This window comes from Achromobacter sp. UBA4530 (assembly GCF_002388205.1).
Lineage (GTDB): Bacteria > Pseudomonadota > Gammaproteobacteria > Burkholderiales > Burkholderiaceae_B > Achromobacter > Achromobacter animicus.
Window position 1 is genome coordinate 14973 of record NZ_DGMA01000002.1, and the last position, 22395, is coordinate 37367.

At 65.8% G+C, this 22395-nt stretch carries 22 protein-coding genes; 5 read left to right on the forward strand and 17 right to left on the reverse strand.

Annotated elements, in window-relative coordinates; all coding sequences use genetic code 11:
- Positions 1–179: 179 nt before the first annotated feature.
- The 7 genes from acpP to B2W22_RS00705 form a co-directional block, all read right to left on the reverse strand.
- Positions 180–419, reverse strand: coding sequence for an acyl carrier protein (gene acpP, locus B2W22_RS00675; protein ID WP_003813816.1), 240 nt, complete (start codon positions 417–419; stop codon positions 180–182).
- Between the two features lie 191 nt (positions 420–610).
- Positions 611–1363 (reverse strand): 3-oxoacyl-ACP reductase FabG, encoded by a 753-nt coding sequence (fabG, locus tag B2W22_RS00680; RefSeq protein ID WP_175122953.1) that lies wholly within the window; start codon positions 1361–1363, stop codon positions 611–613.
- A 3-nt stretch (positions 1364–1366) separates the two neighbouring features.
- The gene (gene fabD / locus B2W22_RS00685) at positions 1367–2302 is read right to left on the reverse strand and encodes an ACP S-malonyltransferase (protein WP_175137339.1); all 936 of its coding nucleotides are present in this window, start codon (positions 2300–2302) and stop codon (positions 1367–1369) included.
- A 96-nt stretch (positions 2303–2398) separates the two neighbouring features.
- The gene (locus tag B2W22_RS00690; protein WP_175122955.1) at positions 2399–3385 is read right to left on the reverse strand and encodes a beta-ketoacyl-ACP synthase III; all 987 of its coding nucleotides are present in this window, start codon (positions 3383–3385) and stop codon (positions 2399–2401) included.
- Positions 3385–4452 carry a phosphate acyltransferase PlsX gene (gene plsX / locus B2W22_RS00695; protein ID WP_175137337.1) on the reverse strand — a complete coding sequence of 356 codons (1068 nt, stop codon included), beginning with the start codon at positions 4450–4452 and terminating at the stop codon, positions 3385–3387. Before plsX ends, B2W22_RS00690 begins: the two co-directional genes overlap by 1 nt.
- 59 nt (positions 4453–4511) lie before the next feature.
- Positions 4512–4694: a 50S ribosomal protein L32 gene (gene rpmF / locus B2W22_RS00700; protein WP_006218037.1), complete on the reverse strand. Its 183-nt coding sequence runs from the start codon at positions 4692–4694 to the stop codon at positions 4512–4514.
- A 52-nt stretch (positions 4695–4746) separates the two neighbouring features.
- The gene (locus B2W22_RS00705; protein WP_175123347.1) at positions 4747–5421 is read right to left on the reverse strand and encodes a YceD family protein; all 675 of its coding nucleotides are present in this window, start codon (positions 5419–5421) and stop codon (positions 4747–4749) included.
- A 72-nt stretch (positions 5422–5493) separates the two neighbouring features.
- Here B2W22_RS00705 and B2W22_RS00710 point away from each other — a divergent pair, with 72 nt between their 5' ends.
- Genes B2W22_RS00710 through B2W22_RS00720 form a run of 3 tightly spaced genes read left to right on the forward strand, consistent with a single transcriptional unit; the run spans position 5494 to position 7591 of the window.
- Positions 5494–6096 (forward strand): Maf-like protein, encoded by a 603-nt coding sequence (locus tag B2W22_RS00710; RefSeq protein WP_286935909.1) that lies wholly within the window; start codon positions 5494–5496, stop codon positions 6094–6096.
- The gene (locus B2W22_RS00715) at positions 6093–6803 is read left to right on the forward strand and encodes an SAM-dependent methyltransferase (RefSeq protein ID WP_286935911.1); all 711 of its coding nucleotides are present in this window, start codon (positions 6093–6095) and stop codon (positions 6801–6803) included. Before B2W22_RS00710 ends, B2W22_RS00715 begins: the two co-directional genes overlap by 4 nt.
- 2 nt (positions 6804–6805) lie before the next feature.
- A complete protein-coding gene (locus tag B2W22_RS00720; RefSeq protein WP_286935912.1) occupies positions 6806–7591 on the forward strand; it encodes an N-acetylmuramoyl-L-alanine amidase in 786 nt (261 codons plus the stop codon).
- 26 nt (positions 7592–7617) lie between these two features.
- Here B2W22_RS00720 and msrQ read toward each other — a convergent pair whose 3' ends face one another.
- The 4 genes from msrQ to B2W22_RS00740 all read right to left on the reverse strand — a co-directional run bounded on the left by msrQ (position 7618) and on the right by B2W22_RS00740 (position 11033).
- A complete protein-coding gene (msrQ, locus tag B2W22_RS00725; protein ID WP_175122960.1) occupies positions 7618–8265 on the reverse strand; it encodes a protein-methionine-sulfoxide reductase heme-binding subunit MsrQ in 648 nt (215 codons plus the stop codon).
- Between the two features lie 11 nt (positions 8266–8276).
- Positions 8277–9239 (reverse strand): protein-methionine-sulfoxide reductase catalytic subunit MsrP, encoded by a 963-nt coding sequence (gene msrP, locus B2W22_RS00730; RefSeq protein WP_286935913.1) that lies wholly within the window; start codon positions 9237–9239, stop codon positions 8277–8279.
- A 167-nt stretch (positions 9240–9406) separates the two neighbouring features.
- Positions 9407–10069, reverse strand: a complete 663-nt coding sequence (locus B2W22_RS00735) for an HAD family hydrolase (RefSeq protein WP_175122962.1) — start codon at positions 10067–10069, stop codon at positions 9407–9409.
- Position 10070: 1 nt separating this feature from the next.
- Positions 10071–11033 carry an RluA family pseudouridine synthase gene (locus B2W22_RS00740; protein WP_370647791.1) on the reverse strand — a complete coding sequence of 321 codons (963 nt, stop codon included), beginning with the start codon at positions 11031–11033 and terminating at the stop codon, positions 10071–10073.
- A gap of 524 nt (positions 11034–11557) precedes the next feature.
- On the opposite strand from B2W22_RS00740, the gene B2W22_RS00745 reads away from it, so the two are divergent.
- A complete protein-coding gene (locus tag B2W22_RS00745) occupies positions 11558–14656 on the forward strand; it encodes an Rne/Rng family ribonuclease (RefSeq protein ID WP_286935914.1) in 3099 nt (1032 codons plus the stop codon).
- A gap of 118 nt (positions 14657–14774) precedes the next feature.
- Here B2W22_RS00745 and B2W22_RS00750 read toward each other — a convergent pair whose 3' ends face one another.
- Positions 14775–15671: a LysR family transcriptional regulator gene (locus tag B2W22_RS00750; RefSeq protein ID WP_175137332.1), complete on the reverse strand. Its 897-nt coding sequence runs from the start codon at positions 15669–15671 to the stop codon at positions 14775–14777.
- A gap of 171 nt (positions 15672–15842) precedes the next feature.
- Here B2W22_RS00750 and B2W22_RS00755 point away from each other — a divergent pair, with 171 nt between their 5' ends.
- Entirely contained in the window at positions 15843–16778 is a 936-nt protein-coding gene (locus B2W22_RS00755) for a dihydrodipicolinate synthase family protein (protein ID WP_175122966.1), read from the forward strand.
- Between the two features lie 67 nt (positions 16779–16845).
- Here the strand turns inward: B2W22_RS00755 and B2W22_RS00760 are convergent, their stop codons facing one another.
- The 5 genes from B2W22_RS00760 to trpA all read right to left on the reverse strand — a co-directional run bounded on the left by B2W22_RS00760 (position 16846) and on the right by trpA (position 22394).
- Positions 16846–18393 carry a UxaA family hydrolase gene (locus tag B2W22_RS00760; RefSeq protein ID WP_286935916.1) on the reverse strand — a complete coding sequence of 516 codons (1548 nt, stop codon included), beginning with the start codon at positions 18391–18393 and terminating at the stop codon, positions 16846–16848.
- A 77-nt stretch (positions 18394–18470) separates the two neighbouring features.
- A complete protein-coding gene (locus tag B2W22_RS00765; protein ID WP_175122968.1) occupies positions 18471–19478 on the reverse strand; it encodes a Bug family tripartite tricarboxylate transporter substrate binding protein in 1008 nt (335 codons plus the stop codon).
- A 303-nt stretch (positions 19479–19781) separates the two neighbouring features.
- Positions 19782–20330, reverse strand: coding sequence for an acyloxyacyl hydrolase (locus tag B2W22_RS00770; RefSeq protein ID WP_063956455.1), 549 nt, complete (start codon positions 20328–20330; stop codon positions 19782–19784).
- A 287-nt stretch (positions 20331–20617) separates the two neighbouring features.
- Positions 20618–21493, reverse strand: coding sequence for an acetyl-CoA carboxylase, carboxyltransferase subunit beta (gene accD, locus B2W22_RS00775; protein WP_175122969.1), 876 nt, complete (start codon positions 21491–21493; stop codon positions 20618–20620).
- Between the two features lie 37 nt (positions 21494–21530).
- The gene (gene trpA / locus B2W22_RS00780; protein ID WP_175122970.1) at positions 21531–22394 is read right to left on the reverse strand and encodes a tryptophan synthase subunit alpha; all 864 of its coding nucleotides are present in this window, start codon (positions 22392–22394) and stop codon (positions 21531–21533) included.
- Position 22395 lies beyond the last annotated feature (1 nt).

The window sequence follows — 22395 nt, forward strand, 5'->3', positions numbered from 1 at the left end:
GACTCCTCAAACAGACAAAAGAAAGGCGGTTTTCGGGATGCGCTGCGCGTGTGGACCACATGAAGGCAGGTGAGGCATTACAACGCCCGACCTGCCGGTGGACCACACGGCACTCCTGAAACCGCCCTGATTCCAGGTTGGCCGACGAAATCGGGCAACCAGGACGATATAGGCTGAGCTTACTGCTTACCGTGCGAATTGATGTAGTCAATCGCTTGTTGCACGGTCGTGATCTTTTCGGCCTCTTCGTCGGGGATCTCGGTCTCGAATTCGTCTTCGAGGGCCATGACCAGTTCGACCATGTCGAGCGAATCGGCACCGAGGTCGTCAAGGAAGGAGGACTCGTTCTTGATCTCGGCTTCGTTGACGCCAAGTTGTTCAGCGACGATCTTCTTGACGCGCTGTTCGATGCTTTCCATGCAGATCTCCAATTGGGAAAAATCCCGCGAATTATAGCCAAGCGCGGAGTGATGCAACGCCTGACCGTGACAAAAATAACACCGCGCATTTGTTCTGTCGCCGAGACCGGCGCAGGTTGACCATGTGCGGCGTTTCCGGAGAATCGCGCGCCGCCTTGCCGGCTGCCCGGCGGCGGCGCGTGATTCGTGATTTATTGCATGTACATCCCGCCGTTGACGTGCAGGGTGGTGCCGGTAATGTAACCCGCCTGCGGTCCGGACAAAAAGGCCACGGCATGCGCAATATCAGCCGGCGAGCCCAAACGGCCCAGCGGAATCTGTTGCAGCAGCGCCGCGGTCTGGTTTTCACCCAGCGCACGCGTCATGTCGGTATCGATGAAGCCAGGCGCCACGCAGTTCACGGTGATGTTGCGGCTGCCCAGTTCACGTGCCAGAGCACGCGCCATGCCCGCCACACCCGCCTTCGCGGCTGCGTAATTGGCCTGGCCCGCGTTACCGCTGGAGCCCACCACGGAAGTCACGTTGATGATGCGTCCCCAGCGGGCCTTCATCATGCTGCGCAACACGGCGCGCGACAGGCGGAAGACGGAAGCCAGGTTGGTGTCGATGACGGCCGACCAATCGTCGTCCTTCATGCGCATCGCCAGCGTATCACGGGTGATGCCGGCGTTATTGACGAGGATGTGCGGACCGCCGCCTTCCTTGCCCAGCGCGTCGATCAGCGCATCGCAGGCAGCGGCGTCGGTCACGTCCAGCACCACGCCGCGGCCGCCGAACGGCGCCAGCGCTTCGGTGATGCCAGCCGCGCCCGATTCGGACGTGGCGGTGCCGACGACGGTTGCGCCGCGTCCGGCCAGTTCCAGGGCGATCGCCCGGCCAATGCCGCGGGTCGCGCCCGTGACGAGCGCGATCTTGCCCTGCAGTTCGGTCGAGGTGTTGTCCATTGATCAGTTTCCGTTGACGGCTGCCATCGCCGCTTCCAGCGAAGCAGGATCGGTGATGGCCAGCCCGGTGAGTTCGGGGTCGATGCGCTTGGTCAGGCCAGCAAGCACCTTGCCCGGACCGCATTCGATGACGTGCGTGACGCCTTGCGCCTTCATGGCGCGCAGGGTTTCGACCCAGCGCACAGGATGCCACGCCTGACGAACCAGCGCATCGCGGATCGCGTCGGGGTCGGTGGGCGAAGCCACATCGACGTTGTTGATGACCTGCACTTGCGGCGCGGACACAGCGGCGCCAGCGAGCGCGCCAGCCAGCACGTCGGCGGCGGGCTTGAGCAGGCTGGAGTGGAACGGCGCGGATACGGGCAGCAGCAAGGCGCGCTTGGCGCCGGCAGCCTTGGCCAGTTCGCAGGCGCGTTCGACTGCTGCCTTGTGGCCGGCGATCACGACTTGCGCGGGCGCATTGAAGTTGACGGCTTCGACCACTTCACCTTGTGCGGCTTGCGCACACGCGGCGCGCACGGCGTCGTCGTCCAGGCCCAGGATGGCGGCCATGGCGCCGGTGCCGACCGGAACGGCGGCCTGCATGGCGTCAGCCCGCACGCGCACCAGGCGCACGGCGTCTTCCAGCGCCAGCGAACCGGCGGCGGTCAGCGCGGCGTATTCGCCCAGGCTGTGGCCGGCCACGACATCAGGCTTGCGGCCGCCCGCGGCGATCCAGGCGTTGTAAAAAGCAACGCCGGCGGTCAGCATGGCCGGCTGCGTGTTGGTGGTCAGGTTGAGCTGTTCGACGGGACCCTGCGCGATCAGCGCGCCCAGGTCCTGACCCAGCGCCTGCGAGGCCCGTGCGACGGTGCCCGCGACCGCCGCCACGCCAGACCAGGCGTCCAGCATGCCGACAGCTTGCGAACCCTGGCCAGGAAAGACAAAAGCGATTTTCATGATTGAGCGTGTGGATTGATTCAGTGTCTGTGTGGAATGCCAGGCGTGCTCTCCGGCCGCCCGCGGCACACATGCCGCCGCGGCCAGGGCACACCCTTACATGCGAGCCAGTACCGAGCCCCAGGTGAATCCGCCGCCCACGCCCTGCATCAGGATGAGCTGGCCCGGCTTGACGCGGCCGTCGCGGCGCGCGGCATCGAGCGCAAGCGGCACGCTGGCCGCGGACGTGTTGGCGTGACTGTCGACGGTGATGACGACCTTCTCGACGGGCACGTCCAGCTTGCGAGCCAGGAAATTCAGGATGCGCACGTTGGCCTGATGCGGGATCAGCCAATCGACGTCGGCAACGGTGACGCCGGCTTCGGCGCAGGTGTCGCGCGCCGAGCGGTCCAGGACGGTGACGGCCTGCTTGAAGACGGCCTGGCCGTCCATGCGCAGGAAGGGATCGCCCGTGACGTCGCCGTAGGCCACGTTGCCCGCGGCGCTGAGGATCTTCATCTGGCTGCCGTCGGCATGCAGTTGCGCGGCCAGGATGCCGGGCGTGTCGGAGGCCTTCAGCACAACAGCGCCGGCGCCGTCACCGAACAGCACGCAGGTGCTGCGGTCGTTCCAGTCGAGGATGCGCGAGAACACTTCGGCGCCGATCACCAGCGCGCAGCGCGCGCGGCCCGCGCGGATGAAGCTGTCGGCGGTGGTGAGCGCGTAGACGAAGCCGCTGCACACGGCCTGCACGTCGAACGCGGCCGAACCCTTGGCGCCGAGGTTGGCCTGCACCAGGCAGGCCGTGCTGGGAAACACGAAATCGGGCGTGGACGTGGCCACGATGACGAGATCGATTTCGGAAGCATCAACGCCCGCATCGGCCAGCGCGCGGCGCGAGGCCTCGGTGGCCAGCTGGCTGGTGGTCACGCCACGCTCGGCCAGATGGCGCTGACGGATGCCCGTGCGCTCGACAATCCATTCGTCGGAGGTGGCGATATCGCGCGTCGCCAGTTCCGCAGCCAGTTCGTCATTCGAAACCACGCGTTCCGGCAGGAAGCTGCCGGTGCCCGCGATCACGGAGTATTTCATTGCGGTATCCATCAAGCGGTATCCCCAGCCACGTTGGGCGACGCCGCCGATGGGCGATCGCCGGATTGAACGCGCTTGGTAATTTGAGCGACCGTCTGCGCGGTGCGCTCCAGCAGTTTACTCACTACGGCTTCGCGCGCGCGTTGCAAGGCAAAACCGAAGGCGTAAACGTCCGCGGATCCGTGGCTCTTGATGACGACGCCACGCAAGCCGAGCAAAGCCGCGCCGTTGTAGCGGCGGTTGTCCACGCGGTTGCGCAGGCGGTTCAGCACAGGCTTGGCCACCGCGCCGGCGATCAGCGTGATCAGATTGCGCTTGAACTCTTCGCGAATGATGCTGGACAGCATCTTCGCCAGTCCTTCCACGGACTTGAGCACGACGTTGCCGACAAAGCCGTCGCAGACGACGACGTCGACCGTGCCCTTGAAGATGTCATTGCCTTCGACGTTGCCGTAGAAGTTCAGCGGGCTGCCGCGCAGAAGCTCGGCGGCTTCCTTGACGACTTCGTTGCCCTTGATGACTTCTTCGCCAATGTTCAGCAAACCCACGGTGGGGTTGTCGCGATGGTCCACCGCCTGCGACAGCGCGGCGCCCATGATGGCGAATTGCAGCAGGTGCTCGGCCGTGCAGTCCACATTCGCGCCCAGGTCCAGCACCGTGGTGGCGCGGCCCGTCTGGTTCGGAATGGACGTGGCGATCGCCGGGCGGTCGATACCGTCCAGCGTCTTGAGCACATAACGTGAGATGGCCATCCAGGCGCCCGTGTTGCCCGCGGAAATGCAGGCGTCCGCCCGCCCATCCTTGACGGACTGGGCAGCGAGGCGCATGGAGGAGTCTTTTTTGCGGCGCAGGGCGACCTCGACCGGGTCGTCCATGGTGACGACTTCGGAAGCCGCCACGATCTCAAAGCGATCGCGCGCCACGTTGCGGTGCTCGGAGAGCGCAGCTTCGATAGCGTCGGGAAGCCCGACCAGCAATAGCCGGGTGTCCGGAAATTGCCGGGCGAACTCGATCGCAGCCGGAATCGTGACGGGCAGACCGAAGTCTCCGCCCATACAGTCTATGGCGATGCGTATCACGGGTGCCAGGTATCAGCGCTCAGCCGAAATGGTCCGAGTACGAGTTCGGCCCGGGGGCCTTATTCGTCGGCCTTGGTCTTCAGGACCTTGCGGCCACGGTAGAAGCCGTTGGGGCTGATGTGGTGACGCAGGTGCGTTTCACCGGTGTTCGGTTCGATGGCGGTCGACGGGGCCACCAGAAAATCGTGCGAACGGTGCATACCGCGCTTGGAGGGGGACTTCTTGTTTTGTTGAACGGCCATGATGACTCCTAGAAACGGGGCGCATTGTACGCGATGCGGCCCGATGTTGATCTCAATCTTTGTGCTTCAGTTGTTCCAGCACCGCAAACGGCGACGGACGCTTGACAGCGGGCTCCTCTTCAGAAGCTTCGCTGGCCTTGGCCTGCGCGCCCGGGCATACATCATGCTTGGGCACATACGGAATGCTCAGAATGAGCTCATCTTCGATCTGGGCCAACAGATCAAAATGATGCGAACCCACCACCTTTTCAGGTTGCTGGGCCACAGAATCCCTTCCTACGCCTTCGTCGTCCTCGTCGTCGTCATCGTCGCCTTGATCGGCAAAGGAATGATCATCGTCGAGGTCGTCTTCGGATTTGACCAGTTGCAGCACGACTTCGCTGTCGACCGGATACGCAAACGGCGCATTGCACCGCTGGCACACAACCACCGGATTCGCCTTCACATGCAGGCGCAAAAGCGATTGGCCCATCAGCAAGCCGGTTTTGCCTTCTTCGCCTTGCACGGACCAGGTCACAAGTCCGGCTTCGCCCAGCGGTTGCTCGGGCAGGCCATCGACCACGCGGGCAAGACGCACCAAGGCGATGCTGCCCTGCGCGCTTTTACCCAGACGGGCAAAGGCGAAGGCGTCGATGCGCTTGACGTCAGAGTCCGCCGCATTCACACCAGCACCGGCCGATCCGTCCGCGCGGCGACTCGCATCGCCAGGCTTTCCCTTCGGTGTCATGTTGATGTTCCTGCAAAAATGCCGCAAAACGTTAGATAATACTGTGACTTACGTATTACCGTCAAATGCCGCATGCCCCACAAACCTAGCTTGATCCTCGCGTCCAGCTCGCGATACCGCAAAGAACTGTTGTCCCGCCTGCGGCTGCCCTTTTCCGCGATTTCCCCCGATGTAGACGAAACGCCACAACCTGGCGAAACCCCGGAGGTGCTGGCGCTGCGCCTGTCCGTCGCGAAGGCGATGGTGGTGGCGGAAAAACATCCGGGCAGCATCGTGATCGGCTCTGACCAGGTTGCCACCGTGGACGGCGCCCCCATCGGCAAGCCGGGCGACTTCACGCGGGCCCAGGCGCAACTGCGCGCGCTGTCGGGCAGACTGGTGGAGTTTCACAGCGCGCTGGCCGTGACCGACGGCCAACGCGTGGAAAAGGCCGACATTGTGACGCGCTGCCGGTTCCGCCAACTGTCCGACCATGCCATCGACACCTACCTGCGCGCCGAAGAGCCTTACGATACCGCAGGCAGCGCCAAGGCGGAAAGCCTGGGCATTGCCCTGATGGAAAGCATTCAAAGCGACGATCCAACCGCCATCATAGGCCTGCCGCTGATCGAGTTGACACGCATGCTGGCAACTTTCGGACTGGATCCGCTCGACGCCCCGGGAGCATCCGCATGACCGGCGCCCTGCACCTGATTCCGGTCAGCCTGGGCGATGCGCCCCCCGAGCGCTGGCTGCCAGCCGACGTGCGCGCGCTGGCCGGCCGGCTGGACACCTACATCGCCGAGAACGCCAAGACCGCTCGCGCCTTCCTGAAGCTCATCGGCACCACCCGGCCGCTGCAGGAAATCACCATCCACACCCTCACCGACAAGGCCGACGCCGCGCAGATCAAGGCATGGCTCGACCCCGCAAAGCGCGGCGCGGAGATCGGCCTGGTTTCCGAGGCAGGCTGCCCCGCCGTCGCGGACCCCGGCACCAAGGTCGTGGACGCAGCGCACCGCATGGGGATCGCCGTCAAACCCTGGGTAGGCCCCTCTTCGATTCTGCTGGGCTTGATGGCCAGCGGCCTGGACGGGCAGCGTTTCGCCTTTCATGGTTATGCCCCGGTGGAACCCGGCGAACGTGCCAAGCAACTGCGCGCCTGGGAGCAGCACTCGGCCCGCCACAACCAGACGCAGTTGTTGATCGAGACCCCATACCGCAACGCCGCGATGTTTGCCACGCTGATCGCCACCTTGAAGGGCGACACCAAGCTGTGCGTGGCGCGCTCGATGACGACGGCAGACGAATGGGTGGTCACCCATACGGTGGCCGACTGGAAGAAGTTGCCGGCGCCCCAGCTGGACAAGCTGCCGACGCTGTTCCTGTACCTGGCGCGCTGATCATGATCCGCCTATTTTCCACGCTGCTGGCCGCGGCGGTCCTGGCCGGCTGCGCGGCGCGCGGGCCCGCCGGCCTGGATCTGGACACCTCGATCACCGCCGTCAGCCAGAGCAGCCGGGTGCGATCCGTGGTCGTGCACTACACCACCGTCGACGACGCCGAGTCGCTGCGCCTGCTTTCCAAGGGCAAGGTCAGCGCGCATTACCTGCTGGACCTGGATGGCCGCGCCTATCGGCTGGTCGACGAAAACCGCGCCGCATGGCACGCCGGGGCCAGTTCCTGGTACGGCAACATCGCAACGAACAGCACCTCGATCGGCATCGAGATCGTCAATCCGGGCTGGACCGAAGGCAGCGACGGGGAGCGCGTCTGGCACCCCTACGACGACCGCCAGGTCCGGGCGCTGACCATCCTGCTGCGCGACATCATCCGCCGGCACAACATCGTGCCGGAGAACGTCGTGGGCCACAGCGACATCGCGCCGCAGCGCAAGGTGGATCCGGGCCCGCTGTTCCCCTGGAAGACGCTGGCGGACGCGGGTATCGGGCGCTGGTACAACGAGGCAGGCGCGGCCCAGCATCTGGCTCGCCTGCAGATCGAAGGCGTGCCGGATGTCGCATGGTTTCAGAAGCAGCTGCAGCGGCTTGGCTACGCCAGTCCGCAGGACGGCACTTTGGACCGCGCAACGATCAACACGCTGGCCGCGTTCCAGATGCACTACCGCCCTGCCCTGCACGATGGCCAGCCCGACGCGGAAACCGCGGCCATCATGCTGGCCATGCAGTAGCTACGGCGCCCCAGCGCGCTAGCGGACTACGCCCGCGCGCGCCACCAGGCAACGACGCGCCAACCCAGCAGCACGGCCAGCACCGCGGCGTAGATCGCGGGCTCGGACAGGTCATTCTTGCCCGCCTTGTGCCACCAGTAGTGCAGAATCGCCAGCAGGCCGATGGCATAGATGGCCCGGTGCAGCGTCTGCCAGCGCTTGCCCAACCGCCGCATCGCCCACTGCGTCGACGTGGCCGCCAGAGCGGTCATCAGCACGAAGGCCGAAAATCCCACCATGATGAAGGGACGTTCGACGATGTCACGCACCATTTCGGCGGGATCGAACCCGCGGTCCCACCATACCCACGCCATGAAATGCAGCGCCGCGTAGAAGAACGCGAACAATCCGCACATGCGCCGAACGCGTACCAGCGCGGGCTGCCCCGCCAGACGGCGCAGCGGCGTGATGGCCAGGGTGACCAGCAGGCATACCAGTGCCCAGGTGCCAGACGATCGCGTCAGGAATTCAACGGGATTTGCCGTGAGGCCGTCGTGCATTCCCAGCCATATCCAGCGCGCGAACGGCGCCAGGCCCAGCAGAAAGAGCAGCGGCTTGAAGCGCCCGATCGTCCGGGCCGAAAGCTGCGCCTTCCTGGGTGCCGCAGCCGAGGCAGCGCGAGGAGCAACGGACACGGATCAGCGCCTCAGTAATTGGCCTTCAGGTCCATGCCCTGATAAAGCGACGCCACCTGATCGCCGTAGCCGTTGAACATGAGCGTCTTGCGTTTGGGCGTGAACAGGCCGTCCTCGCCGATGCGGCGCTCGGTGGCCTGGCTCCAGCGAGGATGCGCGACGTTAGGGTTCACATTGGCGTAGAAGCCGTATTCTTGCGGGGCCGACTTGACCCAGGACGTGACGGGCGGCTTTTCCACCAGCCGGATCTTCACCAGCGATTTGCCCGACTTGAATCCATACTTCCACGGCACGGCCAACCGCAGGGGCGCTCCGTTCTGGTTGGGCAGCACGCGCCCATAGACGCCAAAGACCAGCATCGCCAGCGGATGCATGGCTTCGTCCAGGCGCAACCCCTCCACATACGGCCACTCCAGGATGGCAGCGCGCACGCCCGGCATGTTTTCCCGCTGAACGGCAGTGACAAATTCGACGTACTTGGCGTTGCCATTCGGCTCCACCTGCTTGAGCACCTCGGACAGCGAATACCCAACCCACGGAATGACCATGGACCAGCCCTCGACGCAGCGCAGGCGGTAGACGCGGTCTTCCATGGGCGCGAGCTTGAGCAACTCTTCGATGGTGAACGTGCGCGGCTTGTTGACCTCGCCCTCGACGCTCACGGTCCACGGCCGGGTCTGCAACTTGCCAGCATTTTTGGCCGGTTCGCCCTTATCTACGCCGAACTCGTAGTAATTGTTGTAGGACGTGATGTCTGCCAGTGACGTCTGCTTGTCCATGATGCTGAACGCAGGGTTGGATTTGCCCGGCAGCGCGTCGGCGTCCTGCGCGTGGGCGGCGCGCGTAGCCCAGCCGGGCAGCCCGACGGCAGCAGCGGCAGCGCCGGCGCGCAACATGAGTTCGCGGCGCGATCGCCACACGGCCTCGGAAGTGATCTCGGACGGCAAAAAGTCGTCGGGCTTGCGTATCAGCATCGTAATCTCCGGTATGGCGCCGCGCTCCGTGAGCGCGCGCCCGCGTCAACCATGGACGCTGGACGGGGCTATCTTATTCCGCGGCGCCCTCGCGAAGCACGCGCAGCGCCTTCCGGATAGACCCGGCGGACCGGCGGACGTTCCTGCCGCCCTTCATCAGCCAGAGCCTACGCGCCGGCACTCACGCGCGGCATAAGCCATTCGCGCACGAGCGGCACGGTGTCCAGCACTGCTTGCGGGGCACACCCCTCAAGCTCCTTCAGGGTGTGCGCACCGTAGGTGACCCCCAGACCGTGCACACCCGCGTTGCAGGCCATCTGCAGATCATGCGATGTGTCGCCCACCATGATGACCCGCGACGGATCCACGTCCAGTTCCTGCATCAGTTCGTGCAGCATGGCCGGGTGCGGCTTGCTGAAGGTCTCGTCGGCGGTGCGGGTCGCGTCGAACAGAGGGCCCAGGCCGGTCGCGGCCAGCGCGCGCGTCAGGCCGACGCGGCTCTTGCCCGTGGCGACAGCTAGCCGCACGTTCTGGCTAGCCAGGTCGGTCAGCAACTCGTTGATGCCCTCGAACAGGCGCAATTCCGGATCGCGCAGCAGGTAGTGCGTGCGGTAGCGCTCAAGGAAGCGAGGCAGCATGGCCTGCGTCAATTCGGGGACGGCACGGCGCAACGCGCTTTCGAGCGAGAGGCCGATGACCCAGCTTGCCTCGGACGCGGACGGCACCGCCAGATCCAGATCGCGGCAAGCGCCCTGAATGGCGGCCACGATGCTGTGCGTGGAATCCATCAGGGTGCCATCCCAGTCAAAGACGACCAGCGAATACGACATATCAGGCAGACTCCAGTGTTTTCAGGATGTTCCGGCAAGCTGGCGGCAGCTCGGCGGTCAGTGTCATGACCTCACCCGTCAGCGGGTGAGGCAGGGTGAGGCTGTGAGCGTGCAGGAACATGCGGTTGAAGCCCTGCCGCGCGAATTGCGCACGTACGTCGTCGTGGCCGTATTTGTCGTCCCCAACGATGGGAAAGCCGCTGGATGCCAGATGGACCCGGATCTGGTGGGTGCGTCCGGTGCGCAGCTCGGCGTCGACCAGACTGTAACCGCCAAAACGCTGTTTGAGCGTGACAATCGTGTGCGCCGTCTGCCCGTCCGGATCCACCTTGACGCGGCGCTCGCCGGACTGCGTGGTCCATTTGGTCAGGGACAGCTTGATGTGCTGGCGGTCGTTGACCCAATCGCCCTCTACCAGCGCGAAATAATGCTTGTCGCTCCGGCCCTCGCGCAGCATGGCGTGCAGCGCCAGCAGCGCGCTGCGCTTCTTGGCGACCATCAACAAGCCGGAGGTCTCGCGGTCCAGCCGGTGCACCAGTTCCAGGAACTTGGCCTGCGGGCGCGCGGCGCGCAGTTGTTCGATCACGCCGAACGAGACCCCGCTGCCGCCGTGAACGGCAACACCGGCCGGCTTGTCCACCACGAGCATGGCGTCGTCTTCGAAGACGATCGGGAATTCGGCGGCGGGCACGGGTCGGGGCTTGCCGGGGTCAGGCAGGCGCAGGGGCGGAATGCGGACGACGTCGCCTTCCTCTACCCGGTAATCCACCTGGATGCGTCCCTTGTTGACGCGGACTTCGCCGCCGCGGATCGCCTTGTAGATGTGCGTCTTGGGCACCCCCTTGCACAGCCGCATGAGGAAGTTGTCCAGACGCTGGCCGGCATGCTCGGCGCCCACTTCAACCATACGGACGGCGGGGGCTGCTTTAGAGGCGGATACGGGGGAGGAAGTTTCTTTGCGCATTGCGGAAAGCGACATATAATCGGGACAGCCTTAAGGGGCTGAACTAGCCGCCTGGCGTAGAGATGCAACCAACACGCAACTCCGTCGAGCGCGCGGGCCGCCATTGTACTGCCTGCTCATTCAACCCCTGGGTCTCTTGGTCGCCGGCGCAACCGAGCCCTGCGGAATAGTGGTGTGGCATTCATCTTGCCCGCTGTTCCGGCAGGTCCGTTGCATGCCGCAAGCGGCTCTGAAGCACTGCAAGAATCGTCGCATATTTAAAGCACCAGCTGCGTGTGGGCAACCAATCCGACCGCAGCTGCCGTTCACAGCATTTTTTCCGTCAAACCACATTCAGTGAAGCTGACCCTCCTGCTGACAGAACCCCGTGCCCCACGGCACGACGTGCCCGCCTGACCCGCGGCGGATACGCCTGGGCGCCGCCCAGGTACGGTCCGCACCTTCTTGCCCGCTTCAGCCGCAGCCCGAGTGGCCCGAGGTCACGCGCCGATATCGGCGCGTCATGACAACGGAGAAACCCTCTCATGAAGCGCATGCTGTTCAATGCGACGCATCAGGAAGAATTACGCGTCGCTATCGTCGATGGGCAAAAACTCATCGACCTTGACATCGAGACTGCCGGCCGCGAACAGCGCAAAGGCAATATCTACAAAGGTGTCATCACCCGGATCGAACCCGGCCTCGAAGCTTGCTTCGTCAACTACGGCGAAGACCGTCACGGCTTTCTGCCCTTCAAGGAAGTTGCGCGCAGCTTCTTCAAGGAAGGCGTCGATGTCCGTACCGCCCGCATCCAGGACGCCCTGCGCGAAGGCCAGGAACTGATCGTCCAGGTCGAAAAGGAAGAACGCGGCAACAAGGGCGCAGCCCTGACCACGTTCATCTCGCTGGCTGGCCGCTACCTGGTCCTGATGCCCAACAACCCCCGCGGCGGTGGTGTTTCGCGCCGCGTCGAGGGCGAGGATCGCCAGGAACTGCGCGACACGATGGAACAGCTCGACCTGCCCCAGGGCATGAGCATCATCGCCCGCACCGCAGGCATCGGCCGCAACGTCGAAGAACTGCAATGGGACCTGTCCTATCTGCTGCAGCTCTGGACCGCCATCGACGGCGCCGCGCGCGACAACTCCGCGCCTATCCTGATCTATCTCGAATCCAGCCTGGTCATCCGCGCGATCCGCGATTACTTCTCGCCCGAAATCGGCGAGATCCTGATCGACACCGACGAGATCGCCGACCAGGCAACTGCTTTCATGAGCGTCGTGATGCCGGACAACGTCCAGCGCGTCAAACGCTACCGTGACGACATCCCCCTCTTTTCGCGCTTCCAGATCGAACACCAGATCGAAACGGCCTACTCGCGCACGGTGCAACTGCCCTCGGGCGGCGCCATCGTGATCGACCACACCGAAGCCCTGGTTTCCGTGGACGTGAACTCGGCCCGCTCGACCCGCGGCGCCGACATCGAGGAAACCGCGCTGCGCACCAACTCGGAAGCGGCCGACGAAGTGGCCCGCCAGTTGCGCCTGCGCGACCTGGGTGGCCTGATCGTCATCGACTTCATCGACATGGAAGACAGCAAGAACCAGCGCGCCGTCGAACAGCGCCTGCGTGATGCCCTCCATTTCGACCGTGCCCGCGTGCAGATGGGCAAGATTTCGCGTTTCGGCCTGATGGAACTGTCGCGCCAGCGCCTGCGTCCGGCCCTGAACGAAGGCTCGCACATCACCTGCCCGCGCTGCAACGGCACCGGCGTGATCCGCGACGCCGAATCCAGCGCCCTGCACGTCCTGCGCCTGCTGCAGGAAGAAGCCATGAAGGAAAACACTGCGGCAGTCCACGCCCAGGTGCCCGTCGACGTGGCCACGTACCTGTTGAATGAAAAGCGTGCCGACATCACCAAGATGGAAGCCCGCCTGAAGGTCAACCTGATGCTGATCCCCAACAAGCATCTGGAAACGCCGCACCATCACATCGAGCGCCTGCGCCACGACGATCCCCGCCTGGAAGAGCTGAAGACCAGTTTCGAACTGGTGGAAGCGCCGGCCACGGATGCGCCCTGGCAGCCGCGCGAAAGCGAAATCAAGTCGCGTCCGGAAGCCCTGGTCAAGGGCATCACGCCGTCGCAGCCCGCCCCCGTGTCAACGCCCGCAGCGCCGGCCGCCGCACCCGCCGCGCCCGCGGCAGGCGCCGGTCTGGGCGGCCTGTTCAAGCGTCTGGTCAGCTGGCTGACCGGCGGCTCCGAACCCGCCAAGCCCGCCCCCGTAGCCGCCGAAGAAACCGCCAAGCGCGCAGGCTCGTCGCGTGGCAAGGGCCGCAGCGGCCATGACGGCCAGGAACGCCGCGGCGAACGCCACGGCTCCGACCGCAACCGCAACCGCCGCGGCGAAGGCCGTGGCGAAGGCGCCGAGGCCACCGAAGGCGGCCGTCACCACGTCCGCGGCAACCGCCGCTCGGACGGTGAACGCGGCGAACGCAACAATCGTGGCGAAGGCCGCGGCGAGCGCGACACCCAGGCCGCCACCCAGGCAGCCCTGGCATCCGCCCGTCCGGAACAGACGCCCGAGCTCAACGGTGAAGACACCGGCGCAGGCCGCAATCGCCGCCGTGGCCGTGGCCGTAACCGCCGCGAGGAAGGCCAATCCGACGCGCCGATGAGCGAACAGGAAAGCATGGTCGCCGCGCTGGCCCAGACGGTCGCCACCGCGCTGCCTGACGCCAAGTCGGATACCAAGCCCGCTGCCGAAGCCCTGGACAATGCTGACGCCGACGAACAGTCCGCCGACGCGTTCCCGGGCGCTGAAGGTGCCGAAGGCGCCGCGGACCCCGAGCGCAAACGCCGCCGCCGCCGCAGCCGCCGTGGCCGCCGCAGCCAGGACGAAGCCGGTCTGGCCGGTAGCGACGAGCTGCAGGAAGACGGCGCCGAAGACGCCGGCGAACAGCAAGCCGAAGGCGTCGCCGCCCAGGCTGCTGAGCCGGTTCAATCGGCCGCCGAGCAAACTGCTCCTGCCGCCGCGCAGCAGGTTCAAGCCCCGGCCCAGCCCGTGCAGACCGCCGCCCAGCCCGAGCAAGCGCCGGTCGAACCGGTTCAAGCCCCCAAGGCTGAGCCCGTCCAGGCCGCCGCCGAGCCCGTGGTTGCGCCCGCCGTCGAACCCGCGGTGAAGCCCGCGGTTGAGTCCGTAGCCCAGCCCACGGCTGAGCCTGCCGCTCAACCCGTGCAGACCGCGCCGCAAGCGACCCCGCCTGTCGCCGTGCAACCTGCCAGCGAGGCTTCGGTCCCCGCTGCGCCGGTGCAGACGCCGGTGGAAGCGCCCGCCGCTGAACCCGTGGTCCAGACGCCGGCAGTGGCCGCTGCTCCCGTCGCACCGGCCCCCGCGCCAGTCGCGCCGGCCAGCGCGCAACAGCCCATCGTGGTCCCTGCCGTTGCCCCGGCCGCCAAGGCGCAAGCCTTGCACGACGTGGTCAATGCCGCCGGCCTGAAGTGGGTGGAAACCGATCCGGAACGCCACGCGCAAACGCAGCAGCGCATTGCCGCCTCGTACGCGCCGGTCCGCCTGGGCCGCGAACGCAAGCCGGTGACGCCCGTCTCGAACGAGCCGCTGGTTCAGGTCGAAACGCGCCACTAAGCCGCACGGCCGTCAGGGCCTGGCCCTGACAGGCAAAACACCCCGCACACCGGAAACGGTTTGCGGGGTGTTTTTTTGTGGCCACAGTATGTGCGGGCGGCGTGCCGCAACCGATGCCTCAGTCGCCCACGGAGCGGCGCGATTGCGGATCCAGCGCCCGGCCCGCCTCTTCCACAAAGGCTTCCGCCAGCGCCGAATGCGGCATGTGGCGCGCCCACAGGATGCCCATCCGGCGCAGCGGCGCACGCCCGGGCAGAAGCACCCGCCTGACGCGGCGGCTGTCGAGCGAGTCCGGCGCCCAGTCGGGCACCAGCGACACGCCCAAGCCTTCGGAGACCATGCAGGCAATGCCCATCAGCCCATCGACCTCCAGCCGCTCGCGGGGCGCGATGCCGTGCTGGCGCAGGTACTGGTCGGCCAGGCGCCCGCCCCAGACGTTGCGGTCGTAGCGGATGAAGGGCTGGGTGCGCATCAGTTCGTGCGCATCGTTGCCCGGCGTATCGGGCGGCGCGAGCACCACCAGTGGCTCCTCGGTCACCAGCTTCCACGCATAGCCCTTGGACAGGTTGAACTGCGGCTTGACGATGAACGCCGCGTCCAGGTCGCCGTTGATGACGCGGTGGTACAGATGGTTGGAGGTGCCGGGTTCCATGAAGACCGCCAGCTTGGGCATCCGCCGATACAGGCGGGCCAGCACGATGGGCATGATGCCAGTCAGTGCCGAGGCCGAGACGCCCAGGCGCAGCTCGCCCAGCGGCGCATCGTCCGTGGCGCTGGCGCGCAGATCGCGCACCTCGCGCAGCACGCTGCGGGCGCGCTCCAGCACCTTCAAGCCGGCTTCGGTCGCCTTGACGCTGCGGCCGACGCGCTTGACCAGCGTGGCGCCCAGTTCTTCTTCCAGCGTGCGCACGCGCGCGGCGATGGCGGCGGGCGTCAGGTCCAGCCGTCGCGCCGCCTCGGCCAGCGATCCGCTTTCAATGACCGACACAAAGCTCTGCACATATCGCGTATCCACGGTCTCCCCTTCTTTTGGACGTGTGGCGCGCTCTGCGGCAAACCACAACAATTTTATGGATTGAACCCATTAAACAGCAGATGTTCGGTGGGCGGATCGGTGCCAGAATCGGAAATCGCAGCCGCGCGGCCGCGGCGCGTCCTTTTCACCCATCCAATAACGAGTAGAGACATGACGACCCCTGCCCGCATTCCTGGCGTCTTTTCGCCGGTCCTGACGCCGTTCGATGAACGCTACCGCCCGGCCTTGGGGCGCTACGTGAAGCACTGCCGCTGGCTGCGCGAACAGTCCGTCGGACTGGCCATTTTCGGCACCAACTCCGAGGCGAATTCGCTGTCGCTCTCGGAAAAGCACACGCTGCTCGATGCGCTGCTGGAAGCCGGCGTGGAGCCGTCTGCGCTGATGCCCGGCACGGGCGCGTGCGCGCTGCCCGACGCCATTGCGTTGACGCAGCATGCCGTGCGCAGCGGGAGCATGGGCGTGCTGGTGCTGCCGCCCTTCTACTACAAGGGCGTCAGCGACGAAGGCCTGTTCCGCTACTTTGCCGAGCTGATCGAAGGCGTGGGCGACGACAAGCTGCGCCTGTACCTGTATCACATCCCGCCCGTCAGCCAGGTGCCGCTCAGCCTGGATCTGATCGACCGCCTGCTGACCCGCTATCCCGGCATCGTGGCCGGCGTGAAGGACAGTGGCGGCGACTGGGCCAACACGGCGGCGATGATCGAGCGTTTCACGCCGCGCGGATTCCAGGTGTATGCGGGCAGCGAGGCATTCCTGCTGCAGACCCTGCGCGCAGGCGGCGTGGGCTGCATCACGGCCACGGGCAACGTCAATCCGGGTCCCATCGTGGCGCTGCAGCAGCGCTGGCAGGAGGCGGACGCCGACGAGCGCCAGGCCGGGCTGAACGCCACGCGCAACGTGTTCCAGCAGTTCCCGATGATTCCCGCGATGAAGGCCGCAATTGCCTGGAAGTCGGGCGATGCGGCGTGGGCCACGGTGCGTCCGCCCCTGGTCGAGCTGAATGCCGCGCAGACGGACGCACTGAAGACCGCATTGCAGGCCAACGGCTTCGACATGCCGGGCGCCGACTCGTTGTCGGACGCCTGAGCGTCCGATCCGCTGCGCGGGCGGTCACGCATGACCGTCCGCTGATCTTCACGCGTTGCGGAAGCGGTCAGCTCACGACGCCGATGTTCCAGGGCAGGAACTCGTGATCGCCCAACCCCAGCAACTCGCTCTTGCTGCGCGCGCCCGAGGCCACGCGCAGAATCTCTTCGAAGATGCGCTGCGCCACCTCCTGCAGCGTGGCGGTGCCGTCCAGAATGTCGCCGCAATTGACGTCCATGTCTTCGGTCAGCCGCTCGTACATCGGCGTGTTGGTGGCAAGCTTGATCGACGGCACCGGCTTGGCGCCGAACATCGACCCGCGGCCTGTCGTGAAGCAGATCATGTTGGCGCCGCCGGCGATCTGCCCCGTTGCCGACACGGGATCAAACCCCGGCGTGTCCATGAACACCATGCCGGGCTGCCGGACCGGCTCCGCGTAGCGATAGACCTCCATCAGCGCTGTAGTGCCGCCCTTCATCGACGAGCCCAGCGACTTCTCGAAGATGTTGGCCAGACCGCCCATCTGGTTGCCGGGACTGACCTTGCCGTTGATCTGCACGTCGCGGCCCGGGGAATACTCTTCCTTCCACCAGCGGATGCGCTGGACCAGCTTCTCGCCCACTTCCCGGCTGCGCGCGCGTGACGTCAGCGTATGTTCGACGCCGTAGATTTCCGGCGTCTCGGACAGGATGGCCGTGCCGCCGTGACGCACCAGGATGTCCATGGCTGCGCCCAGCGCAGGATTGGCGGTGATCGACGAGAAGCCGTCCGAGCCGCCGCACTGCAGGCCGATCTTCAGGTGACGCGCGGACACCGGCTCGCGGCGCACGTCGTTGGCGGCGGGCAGCATTGTCTTCACTGCGGCGACGCCGGCTTCGATCGTTTTGCGGGTGCCGCCGGTCTCCTGCATGATGAACGTCTGCAGCCGCGCGCCCGCTTCCAGGCCCTGGTCCTTGAGCAGCGCATCGAGCTGATTGCGTTCACAGCCCAGGCCAACGATCAGCACGCCCGCGAAGTTCGCATGACAGGCGTACCCGCCCATCGTGCGCCGCAGGAGGTCCATGGGCTCGCCGGACATTTCCATGCCGCAGCCCATGCCGTGGCTTAGCGCGACGACGCCATCCACGTTGGGATAGGCGGCCATCACCTCGTCCGTGAAGGCGGACGCAATGCGATGCACCACCGTGGCCGAACAATTTACCGTGGCAAGGATGCCGATGTAGTTGCGCGTGCCCACCTGACCGTTCGCCCGCACGATGCCTTGAAATTGCGCCTGCTCCGATTCAGGCAGCACAGGCGTCGGCACATAGTCACGAGCATGTGCGTAGTCGCGGTCGAACTCCTGGAAGTCCATGTTGTGCGAATGCACGTAGGTGCCGGCGGGAATGTCCGTCGCGGCAAAGCCGATGCACACGTTGTATTTCAGGATGGGTTCGCCCGCGCGCAGGTCGCGCGCCGCGATCTTGTGCCCGGCGGGCACCTGGCTGCGGCTGACCAGGTCCTCGGCAGGCACGGCGGTGCCGATGCCGATAGGCACGCGCGCCACCACGACGTTATCGGCGGAATGCAGCCGGATGACGGGGCCGGCGGCGCGTTTTTCGGTGAAGTCGATCATGTCGTTGTCTCGGATGGATGAAGGGGCGCCCGGCTTAGGGGCGCCCGGCTGAGCGGCGCCCAGGCGAAGCGTCCAGGCTATTCCGGCTTGATGCCGATATCGCGGATCAGCACCGACCAGCGCGGCAGTTCGGCGCCGACGAAGCGGCTGAAGTCGGCCGAGTCGCTGCCGACCACGGTGAAGCCCTGTTCGCTCAGCTTGGCCTGCATGTCGCGCTGCTCGAGCGCGGTGCGGATCGATGCGGAGAGCTTGTCGACCACGGGCTTGGGCGTCTTGGCCGGCGCAAAGACGCCGTACCAGGTCGACACCTCGAAGTCCTTGAAGCCCGATTCGGCCAGCGTCGGAATCTCGGGCGCCTTCGGATCGCGTTTGAGGCTGGTGATGGCCAGCGGGCGGACCTTGCCTGACGCGATGTGCGGCAGCGCCACCGGCAGGTTCGCGAACATGTAGGGCACATGACCGCCCAACACGTCGGCAATGGCCGCGGACTCGCCCTTGTACGGCACGTGCGTGACCTTCGTGCCGACCCGGTGCGCGTACAGCTCGCCCGCGATGTGCTGCGGGCCGCCTTGCCCGGAGGACGCGTAGCTCAGCGCACCGTTGCCGGCCTTCCGGATGTGCTCGGTGAGTTCACCGACGCTCTTGACGTCGATCAGCGCCGGATTGACCACAAGGATCAGCGGCATGGTCACGACCTGCGATACCGGCTCGAAATCGGTCTCGGGCTTGAACGGCAGCGTGGGGAACAGCGACGGCGCCACCACCATGGTGGATTGCGATCCCAGGAACAGCGAATAGCCGTCCGCGGGGGAGCGCGCCACATTGTCGGCCGCAATCGTGCCCGTGGCGCCCGCGCGGTTTTCCACCACGACCTGCTGGCCCAGGCTCTCGGCCATCTTGGCGCCGACCAGCCTGGCCACGATATCCGCGCCGCCGCCCGGCGCGAAGCCGACGACCATGCGCAAAGGCTTGTTTGGGAAGTCGTCGGCCAGGACGGCGGACGAGGCGGTGGCCAGGGCAAGGGCCAGGCCAGCGGCGCCGGCCATGCGCGCCAAGCGGCGCGCCTGCGTACAGGGGTGTTTCATCTGAGTCTCCGTGTGCCGCCTGCCGGATCTGGCCGTGACCGCGCGCGCAGCGGCGGATCGGAAGCCCGAGCGACGGCTCGTTGTGGTTTTGGGTGCTGCCAGGGCATTCTGGCCATTGCACTCAACACCAACAAGTACGTGGACAGGCAGTCAAAACATAATTTTTTTGTCGTTTCTGCGCTGATGCACACGCGGGACACGCACACGGGCAAGGCAAAAAAAAACCACCCAGATGGGTGGTCTTCAAGATCTGCGAGCGGGGCGCGCAATCACGCGAGCACGCGCCGCACCGGCGCCATGCGATCAGAACTGGTACGTGTAGGTGAGCTGCACCACGTCCAGGCCCGGGTTCGGGCGCTTGATGCTGGCGTTCGAGAAGTGCGAATAGCGCACGCCGATACGGTTGTTCGGCGTGACCAGGAAGCCCACGCCAACGTGGTCGCCGAACTGGAAGGCCGTGCTGATGTTTTCGTCGGCAAAGCGCGTGCTGGAGAACAGCGTGGCGCCGATACCCGCTTCGATGTAGAAGCGTTCGCCGGTCCACCAGCGGAACATCGGGATGGCGCTGAACTGCCAGACGTGGCCCGGCGAACGCGAGCCGTCGGCTTGCCAATACGACGCGCCGAATTCGGGCGTCAGGTCCAGACGACCCCAGTTGCCGCCGAATTGATAGGTCCAGAGCGAGGCAGTCTCGTAGTTCAGGGTCAGGCGCTTGTAGTGGTCGCCAATGCCATAGTGCAGGCTGACGCCACCTTGGGTGCCCTCGGACGATTGGGCGCTAGCAAAGGTGGCAACCCCTGCCAGGGCAAGGCCGGCAAGGCGCGTCAGCATTTTCTTCTTCGTCGACTGCATGGGATCAACTCCATCTATTTCTGGACTAACGGGGAACATTAGCAAAATCCGGACCAACACGCTGCGCGCATGTCGCAATATGGCAACAAAGCGCCGTGAAAAAGACTGTTCCGAAAATCGCGGGATTCACGCAGGTGAAATTGCGCTAGGCGGCTGGAGCAAGTCTCGTGCCCAGGGGTTCACCCTGCTGCGGAAAAACAAAATGCCGCCAGGCGCGAGAAGCGACCGGCGGCATGTCTATTGATGCCGATGCAGCCGCAAGCGGCAGCCCGGCAATGTCGGCCCGATCAGGCGGTGACCACGTCCGCCGGCTGGTTGGTCAGCAGCGCCAGCAGGCGGGCGATTTCCTCGCGCAATTGGCGGCGGTCGACAACCATGTCGATGGCGCCCTTCTGCAGCAGGAACTCGGCGCGCTGGAAGCCTTCGGGCAGCTTTTCACGCACGGTCTGTTCGATCACGCGCGGACCGGCAAAGCCGATCAGGGCCTTGGGTTCGGCGATGACCACGTCGCCCATGAAGGCAAAGCTGGCCGACACGCCGCCCATGGTGGGATCGGTGAGGACGCTGATGAACGGCAGGCCGGCGGCCGACAGGCGGGTCAGCATGGCGTTGGTCTTGGCCATCTGCATGAGCGACAGCAGGCTTTCCTGCATGCGCGCGCCGCCCGAGGCGGCCACGCAGATGAACGGGGTCTTGTTGTCGAGGGCCGCTTGGGCGCCGCGCGCAAAGCGCTCGCCCACCACCGAGCCCATCGAGCCACCCATGAATTCGAATTCGAAGCAGGCCAGCGTGGCGGGCACGCCGCGGATCGAGCCGCTCATGACGACCAGCGCGTCGCTCTCGCCCGTTGCCTTGACGGCCTCTTGCAGACGCTCGGGGTACTTGCGCGTGTCCTTGAACTTCAGGGTGTCGACCGAACGCGTGTTCTGGCCGATTTCAACGCGGCCTTCCATGTCCAGCAGCGAATCGATGCGGGCGCGAGCCCCGATCCGCATGTGGTGGTCGCACTTGGGGCAGACGTGGAGGTTGGCTGCCAGGTCTTCGCTATACAGCACCGATTCGCACGACGGGCATTTCACCCAAAGGCCTTCGGGCACGCGGCGGGCGCCGCTGTCGCTGGTTTTGTTGATGCGAGGCGGCAGGAGTTTATCGATCCAGCTCATTGAGTATTCATCCCGTTTGAGATCGCGACCCGGCCGCTCAGGCCGACGCGTTCTCTCGTTTTACTTGATCCAGCGCCTGCCGGATGGTGCGCAGCCAGCCGCTGGCGGCGGCGACTGCGGCGTCGGTTTGCTGGGCAGCCGGTGCGTTGGCGACCGCCTGCTCCATGGTTTCAATCAGTTTGCTGCCGATGACGACCGCATCGGCGGCGCGCGCCACGCGCTGGGCGCTTTCGGCGTCGCGGATGCCGAAGCCCACGCCCACCGGGATGTCGCGCACGTGGCGGCGAATCACGGCCACGCGATCGGCGACGTCGTCGGTGTTCAGCGAGCCAGCGCCCGTCACGCCCTTGAGCGACACGTAGTACACATAGCCGCGTGCCACGGCCGCGACGGCCTTGATGCGGTCTTCAGTGGAGGTGGGCGCCAAGAGGAAGATGGGCGCAATGCCGTGTTCGCCCAGGGTGGCGGCGAACTCGATGACTTCTTCGGGCGGGTAGTCCACGACCAGCACGCCGTCCACGCCGGCCTGCGCGGCACGGCTGGCGAATTCGGCCTGGCCCATGCGTTCGATGGGATTGGCGTAGCCCATCAGGACCACGGGCGTCTCGGTGTCGCGCTGGCGGAAGTCGGCCACCAGCTCCAGTACGCGGGCCAGGCCCACGCCTTGCGCAATGGCGCGGTCTGCGGCGCGCTGGATGACCGGGCCGTCGGCCATGGGATCCGAGAACGGCACACCCAGTTCGATGACGTCGGCGCCGGCGTCAACCAGCGCGTGCATCAGCGGCACCGTGGCGGCGGGGGAAGGATCGCCGGCGGCGATGTAGGGAATCAGGGCCGCTGCGCGGCCGGATTCTGCGGTGCGCGCGAAAGCCGCGGCAATGCGATCGGTGCGGGTTGTCATG

What these genes read in the sequence shown, in the direction of transcription:
- B2W22_RS00720 (WP_286935912.1), top strand. Translation starts at nt 6,806, where the DNA reads ATGATCCGCCTATTTTCCACGCTGCTGGCCGCGGCGGTCCTGGCCGGC.
- fabD (WP_175137339.1), bottom strand. Translation starts at nt 2,302, where the DNA reads ATGAAAATCGCTTTTGTCTTTCCTGGCCAGGGTTCGCAAGCTGTCGGC.
- rpmF (WP_006218037.1), bottom strand. Translation starts at nt 4,694, where the DNA reads ATGGCCGTTCAACAAAACAAGAAGTCCCCCTCCAAGCGCGGTATGCAC.
- accD (WP_175122969.1), bottom strand. Translation starts at nt 21,493, where the DNA reads ATGAGCTGGATCGATAAACTCCTGCCGCCTCGCATCAACAAAACCAGC.
- fabG (WP_175122953.1), bottom strand. Translation starts at nt 1,363, where the DNA reads ATGGACAACACCTCGACCGAACTGCAGGGCAAGATCGCGCTCGTCACG.
- B2W22_RS00740 (WP_370647791.1), bottom strand. Translation starts at nt 11,033, where the DNA reads ATGCGCAAAGAAACTTCCTCCCCCGTATCCGCCTCTAAAGCAGCCCCC.
- B2W22_RS00745 (WP_286935914.1), top strand. Translation starts at nt 11,558, where the DNA reads ATGAAGCGCATGCTGTTCAATGCGACGCATCAGGAAGAATTACGCGTC.
- B2W22_RS00760 (WP_286935916.1), bottom strand. Translation starts at nt 18,393, where the DNA reads ATGATCGACTTCACCGAAAAACGCGCCGCCGGCCCCGTCATCCGGCTG.
- B2W22_RS00715 (WP_286935911.1), top strand. Translation starts at nt 6,093, where the DNA reads ATGACCGGCGCCCTGCACCTGATTCCGGTCAGCCTGGGCGATGCGCCC.
- msrP (WP_286935913.1), bottom strand. Translation starts at nt 9,239, where the DNA reads ATGCTGATACGCAAGCCCGACGACTTTTTGCCGTCCGAGATCACTTCC.
- B2W22_RS00705 (WP_175123347.1), bottom strand. Translation starts at nt 5,421, where the DNA reads ATGACACCGAAGGGAAAGCCTGGCGATGCGAGTCGCCGCGCGGACGGA.
- trpA (WP_175122970.1), bottom strand. Translation starts at nt 22,394, where the DNA reads ATGACAACCCGCACCGATCGCATTGCCGCGGCTTTCGCGCGCACCGCA.
- B2W22_RS00765 (WP_175122968.1), bottom strand. Translation starts at nt 19,478, where the DNA reads ATGAAACACCCCTGTACGCAGGCGCGCCGCTTGGCGCGCATGGCCGGC.
- B2W22_RS00690 (WP_175122955.1), bottom strand. Translation starts at nt 3,385, where the DNA reads ATGGATACCGCAATGAAATACTCCGTGATCGCGGGCACCGGCAGCTTC.
- B2W22_RS00755 (WP_175122966.1), top strand. Translation starts at nt 15,843, where the DNA reads ATGACGACCCCTGCCCGCATTCCTGGCGTCTTTTCGCCGGTCCTGACG.
- B2W22_RS00770 (WP_063956455.1), bottom strand. Translation starts at nt 20,330, where the DNA reads ATGCAGTCGACGAAGAAGAAAATGCTGACGCGCCTTGCCGGCCTTGCC.
- B2W22_RS00735 (WP_175122962.1), bottom strand. Translation starts at nt 10,069, where the DNA reads ATGTCGTATTCGCTGGTCGTCTTTGACTGGGATGGCACCCTGATGGAT.
- B2W22_RS00710 (WP_286935909.1), top strand. Translation starts at nt 5,494, where the DNA reads ATGCCCCACAAACCTAGCTTGATCCTCGCGTCCAGCTCGCGATACCGC.
- acpP (WP_003813816.1), bottom strand. Translation starts at nt 419, where the DNA reads ATGGAAAGCATCGAACAGCGCGTCAAGAAGATCGTCGCTGAACAACTT.